Source organism: Microcoleus sp. SVA1B4, assembly GCF_036700545.1.
Classification (GTDB): Bacteria; Cyanobacteriota; Cyanobacteriia; order Cyanobacteriales; family Microcoleaceae; genus Microcoleus.
The window spans coordinates 1-10664 of sequence record NZ_JAUBPB010000042.1; the positions used below are offsets into that span (position 1 = coordinate 1).

The 10664-nt window shown below is 45.7% G+C and carries 9 protein-coding genes and 1 tRNA gene; 4 read left to right on the forward strand and 6 right to left on the reverse strand.

From position 1 onward, the window contains the following. Positions 1 to 162 precede the first annotated feature (162 nt). Complete coding sequence (locus QT987_RS18785; protein ID WP_333242773.1) at positions 163 to 381, reverse strand: hypothetical protein; 219 nt, start codon at positions 379 to 381, stop codon at positions 163 to 165. On the opposite strand from QT987_RS18785, the gene cofG reads away from it, so the two are divergent. After that, on the forward strand, positions 365 to 1315 hold the full coding sequence (gene cofG, locus QT987_RS18790; protein WP_333242776.1) for a 7,8-didemethyl-8-hydroxy-5-deazariboflavin synthase subunit CofG: 951 nt from the start codon (positions 365 to 367) through the stop codon (positions 1313 to 1315). The two genes, QT987_RS18785 and cofG, sit on opposite strands and share 17 nt — an antisense overlap. Positions 1316 to 1404: 89 nt before the next feature. On the opposite strand, the gene QT987_RS18795 is transcribed toward cofG, so the two are convergent. The 3 genes from QT987_RS18795 to cpdA all read right to left on the reverse strand — a co-directional run bounded on the left by QT987_RS18795 (position 1405) and on the right by cpdA (position 4837). Next, positions 1405 to 2181 carry an SDR family NAD(P)-dependent oxidoreductase gene (locus tag QT987_RS18795; RefSeq protein ID WP_333242780.1) on the reverse strand — a complete coding sequence of 259 codons (777 nt, stop codon included), beginning with the start codon at positions 2179 to 2181 and terminating at the stop codon, positions 1405 to 1407. A 202-nt stretch (positions 2182 to 2383) separates the two neighbouring features. Next, the gene (locus QT987_RS18800) at positions 2384 to 3862 is read right to left on the reverse strand and encodes an alpha-amylase (protein WP_333242783.1); all 1479 of its coding nucleotides are present in this window, start codon (positions 3860 to 3862) and stop codon (positions 2384 to 2386) included. Between the two features lie 195 nt (positions 3863 to 4057). Next, the gene (cpdA, locus tag QT987_RS18805) at positions 4058 to 4837 is read right to left on the reverse strand and encodes a 3',5'-cyclic-AMP phosphodiesterase (RefSeq protein WP_333242787.1); all 780 of its coding nucleotides are present in this window, start codon (positions 4835 to 4837) and stop codon (positions 4058 to 4060) included. Between the two features lie 176 nt (positions 4838 to 5013). On the opposite strand from cpdA, the gene QT987_RS18810 reads away from it, so the two are divergent. After that, a tRNA-Cys gene (locus tag QT987_RS18810) sits at positions 5014 to 5084 on the forward strand. Positions 5085 to 5228: 144 nt separating this feature from the next. Here QT987_RS18810 and priA read toward each other — a convergent pair. Then, positions 5229 to 7814, reverse strand: coding sequence for a primosomal protein N' (gene priA, locus QT987_RS18815; RefSeq protein ID WP_333242790.1), 2586 nt, complete (start codon positions 7812 to 7814; stop codon positions 5229 to 5231). Between the two features lie 79 nt (positions 7815 to 7893). After that, on the reverse strand, positions 7894 to 8964 hold the full coding sequence (locus tag QT987_RS18820; protein ID WP_333242793.1) for an ATP-binding protein: 1071 nt from the start codon (positions 8962 to 8964) through the stop codon (positions 7894 to 7896). Positions 8965 to 9340: 376 nt separating this feature from the next. On the opposite strand from QT987_RS18820, the gene QT987_RS18825 reads away from it, so the two are divergent. After that, on the forward strand, positions 9341 to 9589 hold the full coding sequence (locus QT987_RS18825) for a hypothetical protein (protein ID WP_333242796.1): 249 nt from the start codon (positions 9341 to 9343) through the stop codon (positions 9587 to 9589). Beyond that, a complete protein-coding gene (locus tag QT987_RS18830; protein WP_333242799.1) occupies positions 9579 to 10523 on the forward strand; it encodes a fused MFS/spermidine synthase in 945 nt (314 codons plus the stop codon). Before QT987_RS18825 ends, QT987_RS18830 begins: the two co-directional genes overlap by 11 nt. Positions 10524 to 10664 lie beyond the last annotated feature (141 nt).

Genomic DNA, 10664 nt, shown 5'->3' on the forward strand with positions numbered 1-10664 from the left:
ATTTGTTTATGATTGCTTTATTTGGTTTTCAATGTTCGTGACGGCTTTGTGTTCCGCCATGTAAATAAACATAAAGCTTTTATTTCAGTTTGTAAAGGCCTTTTAAGAACAGTTTTTCTTATATGTGTCATAAATTATGCTTTTTAAAAGCCAGAAGGCTTGCTATATAAGGAGTTGAAAAGCTGAATGCGGAATTTGTGGACGATCGCCCACGAAAGAAGAATACTCATAATCTACCTGGGCAACGAGATTCGGGACGGGCGTCAGTGTTAAGATAGATGAAGGGTTGCGATCGCCAACCGCAAAACTCGCACTGCACAGATATATGTTGTTGCGTAAGTCCGATCGATAAAAATCCCAAGGAATGTCTCGCACCGTCACCTACAGCCCTGCTTATACCCTCGTTCCCACTTACGAGTGTTTTAACCGCTGCACCTATTGCAATTTTCGGGCAGAACCCCTGCAAAGTCCTTGGCTAACACTCGCAGAAGCCGAAAAACAGCTCAACTTGCTGCAAACTCAAGGTGTAATTGAAATTCTCATCCTCAGCGGCGAGGTACATCCTCACAGTCAACGGCGAAAAGCTTGGTTGCAGCGGATTTACGATTTGTGCGAACTGGCACTTGCTCTGGGATTTTTGCCGCATACTAATGTGGGGCCGCTCAGCTTTGAGGAGATGGCACTGTTAAAAGAGGTAAATGTATCGATGGGGCTGATGCTAGAACAGCTTGCCCCACATTTGTTACAAACGGTTCATCGACACGCACCGAGTAAAGTGCCGACGCTGCGGCTCCAACAGTTAGAATTTGCTGGGGAATTAAAGATTCCATTCACAACTGGTTTGCTGCTGGGAATTGGGGAAAGTGAGGCAGATTGGGTGGAGACTTTAGAGGCGATCGCCCGCATTCATTCGCGATACAATCACATTCAAGAAGTTATCCTCCAGCCACACAGTCCCGGAAATCAACAAAGTTGGGACGGTGAAGTTTTTGATGCTACAAAAATGCCCGAAGTAATTGCGATCGCCCGCAGCATTTTACCTGATGAAATTGCCCTACAAATTCCGCCCAATTTAGTTGCACAACCAGACATATTGCTGGCTTGTTTAGAAGCAGGTGCTAGAGATTTAGGAGGAATCGGGCCGCGGGATGAAGTTAATCCCGATTATCCTCACCTGCAACACCAAACTTTAACAGAAATTTTAGCAGCAGCAGGATGGCAACTCGTAAAGCGTTTGCCTGTTTATCCTCAGTACGATAAGTGGCTGCCGCAGACATTGCAAACTGCTGTCAAACAATTCATAATTAGTCATTAGAAATTCTTATTTCTTAGTCCGCGCAGGCGGACTTAATTTGACAAGAAGCCGTTTCAACCGCCGAGTGATAAAAATAAACTATTGAGATTTTAAATCAAAGAACCGCCACCATCAATCCAGACTTCAGTACCTGTGATGAAGCTGGAGGAATGTGATACCAGAAATAACACTAATTGGGCGACTTCTTCGCTAGAACCTGCGGTATTATCCGTCAAAGGAATCATGTCTTGAATGGAATCAGGCGGGACTGGAATGCGATCGAGATGGCGCTTAACGGTGCTTTCTTCAATTGCAGTTAGCACCCCGCCCGGACAGATCACATTGACTCTGATTTGGCAGGCTGCGAGTTCTAGCGCCAGCATTTTTGCAAAGGCTACTTGGGCAGCTTTTGAACAAGCGTAGGCCGTTGCACCAACTTTCCTGAAACTTCTGGTGCCATTAATCGAGGATGTAATTACAATTGAACCTCCTTGTTTTTTCAGATGAGGAACAGCATACTTAACAGCCAAAAATGTTCCTCTAAGGTTGGTGTTAATTGTCCGATCCCACTCATCGGGTTCTATCTCCTCTATCGGCGACCATACACCGTTAATACCCGCATTGGCAAACAAAATATCAATTCTTTGATATTTGTCAAAAATTGTTTGAAATGCTTTTTGCATTTGCTGATAATCCCCAACATCTGCGGCAATAGCCAGCCCGCAGCCTCCTTCATTGACCAACTGGCGGACGGTTTCTTGCCCCGTTTCCAAAATGCGATCGATAATAGCAACTTTGGCGCCTTCCTTGGCCATTAAAATTGCTGCTGCATGACCAATACCCGACCCACCGCCGGTAATAACTGCAACTTTTTCTGAAAGTTTCATATTTTTTTATATAAATATTTTTTGGGGCGATCGCATAGCATAAAAATAATACTATAGAGAGGACTTTAGTCCTCACTACAAACAACTTTTCGTCATCAAAATTATGAAAGTAAAAAGTGGTTTAATGTACTAATTATAGCGGTAAGGTGTGCAGTACACACCCTACTTTAGGCAGAGGAGTACGTCAATTTTAACGCAGTTCTTACGGCTGTGGCACCCAAACCGAAACAGAACCGGCGTTACACCGAAAATCAGCCCAACCATCGTCATTAGTTGTGATTGGTTCTTGGATGTGTTCGGTGATGTCAATATAAGTTCGATTCGGCTGTCCGACTTCCATAAACTTAGTGCCATCGCCTCCGTTACTGAGTACCACAGCCATGCCACCCGGATGTTCTTCATCTCCGAGTCGGGTCCAGCCAATGGTGTTGGCGTGGTCGAAGTAATCGTACTGATTGCCGTAGGAATAGGTTTGGCGCGCGAACAAGAATTTATCCAGCATAAATTGATGCTTGTCTAACCAAATCTCGTATTCATTGCCATCATTTGCTGTGTCCTTATAGTTAGCGCCGTAATAATCCGGGTAAAAAATGCACGGATATCCTTCGCGCCGCAGCAGAATTAAAGCGTAGGCAAGGGGTTTAAACCAAGCCTCGACAACTGATTCTAGGGATTGCAAGGGTTGCGAATCGTGGTTGTCAACCAAGGTAACGGCGAGGGCAGGTTGCTGTTGGACGAGAGTGTTATCAAAAATTGTTCGCAAATCGTAGCTATTGCCGGCCTTGCTAGCAGCGTGGAAGTTGTAGTGGAGGGGCGCGTCAAATAAGGAGACTTTACCGCCAGTTGCTTCCAGGAAGTAGTGCAAAGCTTCCACTTCGTAAGACCAATATTCGCCGACGGCAAATAGGTCGCGTTGGGCATAGTGGCGGACGTGTTCCAACCATTCTTGGAAAAATTCTGCTTTAACGTGTTTGACGGCATCGAAGCGAAATCCGTCAACGTTTGTTGTATCAACATACCACTCACCCCAGTATTTTAACTCCCCGCTGACTTCTGGGTGATCCAGATCTAAATCGCAACCCATCAGGTAGTCATAATTACCTTTTTCTAAGTCTACTCCTTGATCAAATTCTTTGCCTTTTAGCAGGTAAACGGCATGGTTTTCTGTGTTGTAAACGTTGTAATCAATAGCGTCAAAATGCCACCAATGCCACTCCATGCTGGAATATTTTTTGTCGCGACCGGGAAAAGTAAAATGCGTCCAAGCTTTGATTTTTTGATATTCGCCTACTGTGGCATTGCGGTCATCGGGATGCAAGGGTGTGGCTTCTGCTTCTTCTTCTGCATCTGCACCTAATTTGTGGTTGAAGACAACATCGGCATAAATCCGAATTCCTGCATCTTGGGCAGCTTTTATCGCGCGCAGATATTCATCTTTAGTCCCGTATTTCGTCCGTACCGACCCTTTTTGGTCGAACTCGCCTAAATCGAATAAGTCGTAGACGCCGTAACCCACATCCATACCGCCGCCCGTTCCTTTATAAGCGGGTGGCAACCAAAGAGATGTAACGCCAATTTTTGCTAAATCTTTTGCAGATTCCGCTAGCTGATTCCACAGGCTGCCGTCATCGGGATTGTACCAGTGAAAATACTGCATCATGACGCCATTGACTTCAGACATATATTTAATTTTTCCTGTTTTGTAAAGTTGCTAGATATCTATTTTTTTGTTCGTTGCCGATCACTCTAGCTATGCCTGCAATCTATGGTCTATAAATATCATAATAGATGGGGTTGCTCAACACAATCTATCTGTTGATGTATTGACAACAGAATGTGAATTTGATATTAATTATTTTAAGCAAACAGAAAAAAATTAATCTGGTGGCGATGGTGCGACAACTCGCTCAATTTTTGTATTCCAAGTACCGTCGATCGCCAATTCAAGCAATCTAAATCCCGGCGGGATTTCGTCAACAATAATCGGATGGCTTTTCGGTAAAAGTTGGAGGCAGGTGCTGGGTGTCCCCAAGTAGGTAACTGAGCCCCGCTGTTGGTGAAATTCTTGGTGAATGTGGCCACAAAGAACGATTTTGATTTGAGGGTATCGATCGACAATTGCCAAAAATTCATCGGCATTGTGCAGCATCATTCCATCCATGATTTCACAGTCGATCGGCAAAGGATGATGGTGCAAGGCAATAATAACAGGTCGATCGCCCGTTTGTTGCAGTTGAGAGTCTAGCCAATTCAAGCTTTCTGGGGAAAGCCGCCCGCCGTCGCATCCGGCTTCCACACTCGAAAGTAATAGAAATTGCCAGTTTCCTAGCATCCATGATTTTTCTGGGGAAAGAGGCGACTTATCTAATATTTGCTGCATGACTGGGATGTTGTCGTGGTTCCCAGGTATCCAGTAGGCGGGAATTCCGAGGGGGGCGATGAGGGAGACGAGGCGCTGGTAGGATTCGGGTGTTTCGTCTTGGGATAAGTCGCCTGTCAGCAGCAGTAAGTCGGGCGGCGGCTGTATCTGTTGCAAGCGATCGAGAACTGCTTGGAGGGTGCGGGTTGTTGAGAGGCCTTTCCATTCTCGATCGAGCTCTGCAAACAAGTGAGTGTCGGTGATTTGGGCGACGAGTAGGGGAGAAACTGGTGTCATGGCTGGTGTTGCGGGCGATCGATGTAGTTCTAGAATAGCCTCGGATGGGTTTTGGGGATATGGGAAAAAAGGGCGATTCCCTAGGGGATAGCTGCGCTTTACGAAATTTTTGACAGGTATGTTAAAATTTTTGAGATTTGGTGTACTATAAGAAAACGTCAAATTTCAGACGTAACGGCGGCATAGCCAAGTGGTAAGGCAGAGGTCTGCAAAACCTCCACCCCCAGTTCAAATCTGGGTGCCGCCTTTTTTAATTTGTGTGAAATGTGGCTAAGATGCCGTTTGGGCGATCGAGAAGGTTCCCTCATAGAAAAAATATTTTATTTTAGCATAAAATTATTTTGCAAGAGGTCTAATATACAAAAACCAGCCCCCACCCAACCAATAACCCTCAACCAAAATTCAACGGATCGACATCAATAGTTAAACTAACAGAACGCGGCGTGCGTGAAGCGAAGCTATCCCGAAGGGAATCGCGCAACCCGATCAAATCCGACAAATCCACCGACTCATCCAAAGGCAACTTCAGCAAAATCTGCCACCGATACCGATTTGCCACCCGCATAATCGCCGCAGGTGCAGGCCCCAACAACTCACATCCCGGTACAGACAATCGCTCAATATACTCCTGACAAACAGACGCCAATTGTACCGCCGTCACCGCAACTTCCGCCGCATCTGCACTGCTCAATCGCAACAATACAAGCCGCCCCGAAGGTGGATAATTCAGCGCCGCTCTTTCGGCTAATTCTGTTTCCACAAAACCCGCATATTCGTGCCGCCTAACTGCTTGAATAACCCGGTGTTCGGGAGTGTAAGTTTGAATAATTACCCGCCCCGGATCGTCGCCTCTGCCCGCACGGCCCGCGACTTGAGTTAATGTTTGAAAAGCTCGTTCGCTGGCCCGATAATCAGATAAGTTCAGCAACCCGTCAGCAGACACAACTCCCACCAATGTTACTCCCGCTAAATCTAACCCTTTCGTCAGCATTTGCGTACCCAACAAAATGTCAGCTTCCCCGTTAGCAAATTGCGTTAACAATCTGCGGTGGTCGCCCTTATTTTTAGTCGTATCGCTGTCAAACCGAATTGCCCGCAATTCTGGAAACAATCTCGTTAATTCCTGTTCGACTCGCTGAGTGCCACTACCAAAGTTTTTGAAGTAAGGAGAACTGCATTCCGGGCAATTTTGGGGGTGTCGTTCCGTGTGGTTGCAGTAGTGACACCGCAACACTTCTGCTGTTCCTTCGCCGACGTGGTGATAAGACAGGGAAACATCGCAATTCGGGCATTCCATCACATAGCCGCAACTCCGACAAGAGACAAAGGTACTGTGTCCTCTTCTGTGAATAAACAGAATACCTTGCTGTTGTCTTGCTTGCAATTGTTCGAGCGCGTTTTGCAGGGAAGCGCTGAAAATTGAGCGGTTTCCTTGCCGCAATTCTTGGCGCATATCGACTATTTCCACAGGCGGCATCGGGCGGGAATAAATGCGATCGGGCAATGATAAATAATGGATATTTGGTAACGAGTAATAATCTCGGCGCGTCCCGACAAAAGTCTCTAAAGCTGGCGTTGCCGAACCTAAAATTAAGGGACAATTTTCTAATTCGGCGCGCCATTTGGCAACGGTGCGGGCGTGGTAGCAGGGGGCTGGTTGGTCTTGTTTGAAGCTGCTGTCGTGTTCTTCATCGAGGATAATTAAGCCGAGGTGAGGTAAAGGTGCGAAAATGGCCGATCGCGTGCCGATGACAATTTGCGGGGTTCCAGTCAGCATCTGACGCCAGGTATCGTAACGTTCGCCGTCGGATAGGGCGCTGTGGTAAACGCAAATTTGCTCGCCAAAACGGGCGCGGAATCTGTCTGTAAGTTGCGGTGTGAGGCCGATTTCGGGAACGAGTACGAGGGCGGATTTGCCGTTGGCTAAGATGGGGGCGATCGCCTGCAAATACACTTCGGTTTTCCCGGAACCTGTAACGCCGTGCAGCAGCACTTGACGGAATCCCGAAAAAGAGTTAATAAACGCTAAAGCTTCAGCTTGAAAATGAGTTAAAGTCTTCGGTGCATCGGGCAATTGAGAAATTCCGCGATCGCCCCTGAGCACTTCCCTTTGGTCAATTACAACGCTACCTTTTTGTTCCAAATTTTTGACAACAGAAGAACTCGCGCTGCAAATTCTCAGCAAATCGTTCATCCACATTTCACCGCCGCCGCGCCGCAAAACTTCCAATACTTCTTGTTGCCGCTTGGTTAAATCTGTGACAAATGCACTAGCAATTAATGTCACTGCCGGTTTGAGTTGTGGTTTGGGAGGATTGGGAGGTTCTAAATAACTTTCTACCCAACCGCGTTTCAATAAATCTTTCAATCCCCGATAACTTCCCTTGACTTGTCGCTGGAGGTATTGCCAAGTGTAATCGCCGTTTTTTTGAGCTTGCAGCAATTGCAAAATTTGACTTGCTGCCGGATTGAGAAATGTTTCGGCATTCGGAGAAATTGCGTCCTTAATTAAGCGAATTCGGCGCACGGAACGGCTTAATAAACCGGGCGGCAGGGAGGCTCTAATTACTTGAATTAAAGGTGTGCAATAATAGGTGGCAGTGCGATCGAGCAATTCCCAGTAAGTCGGTGGGAAAAAACCCGCACTGACAACATCTTCGACATCTTTAACCCTTGTGGGATCTAAGTCTGGCGGCAGTTGAGAAATGAACCGAATCGCGATCGCCCCTACCTGTTGACTGCCAAAGGGTACACTCAAAATATCCCCCGGTTGCACGGTAAGTTCCGCAGGTAAACGATAGGTAAATAACTTATTTTCCTCCCCAGGCGAATCCCCCGCAACCCTGTAAGGAGAGTCCACCAATACCTCGATCCACTCTGCTTGCACGGTGGGGCGCTGTGGCGGTTCGCTGCTGCCGTAGGATGCCCCGGCTTCTGCCGCTATAGGGGTTGACAAACCAAAAGTGACAGTAGACATAGGGTTGCACATCAAACTAGGAGGAGCCGCGGTCAAAGGGAGTTTTCATTATCCCTCAGTTTAGCTCGATCGATCGATCTTAGCTGCGGGAATTGGCGATCGGAATCTCGATCGCCAATTCAGTCCCTTCTCCAATTGCGGAGATGCACTCTAACCTCCCGCCGTGTTTGTCCACAACAATCTGATAGCTAATTGACAATCCCAAACCCGTCCCGTGCCCAACTGGTTTGGTGGTGAAAAAGGGATCGAAAATTTTCGCTTTTACAGATTCATTCATTCCCAGACCATTATCTTTGATGCTAATTCTTGCCCAATTTTCTGAAATAATAGAAGTAGTAATGGTCATCTGGATAGGGTTGGCTTCGATCTCGTCCACTGAAGATTTTTGCTCTCGCTCCCGCAGGGCATCAACAGCATTATTAATGATGTTCATAAACACCTGATTTAATTGCCCAGCATAACACTCTACCTTGGGCAAATCTCCATAAATTTTAATAAACTTTATAGCGGAATGACCGGGTTTTTCTTTGGTTAGGTGCTGCAAAATTAACAATGTGCTGTCAATTCCTTCGTGAATGTTAACTGGTTTTTTTTCAGCTTCATCTACCCGCGCAAAGTTGCGTAAAGTCAGCACTATTTCGCGGATGCGCTCGGAGCCAATTTTCATTGACGAAAGAGTTTTTAACAAATCTTCGCGCAGAAAGTTGAGGTCAATTTTTTCCAGAAATTCTTCAATCTCTGCATCTGTTTCGGGATACCGATCCTGGTACATTGCGAGCAATTTTAAAATATCGCCTGCGTAGTCATTGACATAGGTAATATTGCCGTAGATGAAGTTAACAGGATTGTTGATTTCGTGGGCAATACCAGCTACCAAAATGCCCAAAGCCGACATTTTTTCGGCTTCAATCAATTTAATCTGCGTTGTTTGCTGGTTTAAGAGAGCTTTTTCTAGTGTAGATATTCTTGCTTTTAAAATTTTTTCGGAATCTCTAAATTCCTCAGTGAGTATTTTTAGCAAAGATTCTTTTTTTTTATTAAAGGCTTCTAATTGGCTGCGTTCAGTTTCCGACTTTTCGAGTTTTTTCCGCAAAATTAGATTTTCCTTTTCCAGTTTGTTGATTATTTTTTCCCAGTCTGTTGGTTCCATAGGCTATTATTTTGAAAATAAAAATAGTGTAACAGCGTTTTTATTAGACAATTTACTCGTAACCTTTAATTAGTTATAAAATAGTCGCACATAGACTCTGCATTATTGTCAAAATAATTCAAAATGTCATTGTTGTGGTGGATTTAAAAATTTTATCTAAGATACATTCAAAATGTCAAGTTATTAATAACAAATATGGTTAAAACCGATCGCTACTTTTATTCTCCGCTCTCGCATTTGCCGGGTTTTCATCCGATTATTGATAAATAAGCAGGCCGATCGCAAACTTATCAAGGCGGGCACAGCGCGAAAAATTGCCCCATTCAGACAACCTTTGTACAAAACCCGCCCCCAATGCAAAGGGGAAATATTAAATGTGAGTGCGATCGACTCCGGGGCGACGGGAAAAGTGATCTCGACTGGGTGGGCGATCGCCCACAAGCAATCTCAAGTACCAAGGCGCTTCCGAGTTCCCAGAACGCAATCACACTATACCATTGCTGAAAAATCTCAATTTAATGTGTCGATCGTACTCACACACCCGCACCATTGTGTGATAAGAACTACTACTTGTGACAACATCGACACAGCAGTTTATATTTGGAGAGTAATTGATGTCAGGTAGCGAAGTTCGTGCAGACTTTTGGATGAGCGAGTACATTACCCCCTGGGATATTTACGTTCACGGCATCATCGCGGTGCTCGCTTACAAGAAAACAGCCTATCAAGAAATGTACGTGGTTCAGACCGGTACCTACGGCAAAGGCTTAGTTTTGGACGGTAAGTGGCAATCTTGTACAGGCGACGAGTTTCTGTACCACGAACCCCTAGTGCACCCAGCCATGATTTGTCACGGTTCACCCAAAAAAGTCCTGGTTCTCGGCGGCGGAGAAGGAGCTACAATTAGAGAAGTGCTGCGCTGGAAAACAGTTGAAAAAGTCGTGATGATCGACATTGACGGCGAAGTAGTAGAAGCTTGCCGCGAACACCTGCCCGAAATGCACCAAAACGCCTTTGATGACCCCCGCTGCGAAGTAGTAATCGGCGATGCTTTGGACTATTTAGATAAAACTGACAATGATTGGGATATTGTCATTTCTGACTTGTCCGATCCCATTGAAGAAGGCCCATCTTTCCAGTTGTTTACCAAGGAGTATTTTGAGAAAGTTCGCAGCGTAATGTCACCTAACGGATATTTCGTAGTGCAAGCGGGCCCCGTTTCTCCTGCAGAAATGAAAATGCACGCTCGCATTGTAAATACCCTGAAATCTGTTTTCTCCAACGTTCAATCCTGCACCAGCTTTATTTCTACTTATGGAGCTCCTTGGGGTTTTGCCGTAGCTTCTAATCAAGAAATAAATACGCGACCAGATCCCGAAGCTACTGACAAATTACTCGCCGAGAAAACAACTGGCGGGTTGCGGATGTTCGACGGAATTACATTGTTGGGGTTGATGCAAGTTCCCGGTCACTTACGCCAGGTAATTGCCGCTGAAACCGAAGTTTACACTATGGCAGCACCGCCTAAGTTTTTCGGGAAAGGCTCTGTCAGTCAGTGAAGTTAAATTGAAATCGAGGTTAAGTTCCTGTAGGGGCGGGTTCACCAACAATAATTGCCAAAAACCGACAATCTCAAAAACCCGCCCCCACCCAACTAATAGCCTGTATCAACCTTTATTTATAAAATACGGGAATAATGC

What these genes read in the sequence shown, in the direction of transcription:
- cofG (WP_333242776.1), top strand. Translation starts at nt 365, where the DNA reads ATGTCTCGCACCGTCACCTACAGCCCTGCTTATACCCTCGTTCCCACT.
- QT987_RS18795 (WP_333242780.1), bottom strand. Translation starts at nt 2,181, where the DNA reads ATGAAACTTTCAGAAAAAGTTGCAGTTATTACCGGCGGTGGGTCGGGT.
- cpdA (WP_333242787.1), bottom strand. Translation starts at nt 4,837, where the DNA reads ATGACACCAGTTTCTCCCCTACTCGTCGCCCAAATCACCGACACTCAC.
- QT987_RS18820 (WP_333242793.1), bottom strand. Translation starts at nt 8,964, where the DNA reads ATGGAACCAACAGACTGGGAAAAAATAATCAACAAACTGGAAAAGGAA.
- QT987_RS18800 (WP_333242783.1), bottom strand. Translation starts at nt 3,862, where the DNA reads ATGTCTGAAGTCAATGGCGTCATGATGCAGTATTTTCACTGGTACAAT.
- QT987_RS18830 (WP_333242799.1), top strand. Translation starts at nt 9,579, where the DNA reads ATGTCAGGTAGCGAAGTTCGTGCAGACTTTTGGATGAGCGAGTACATT.
- priA (WP_333242790.1), bottom strand. Translation starts at nt 7,814, where the DNA reads ATGTCTACTGTCACTTTTGGTTTGTCAACCCCTATAGCGGCAGAAGCC.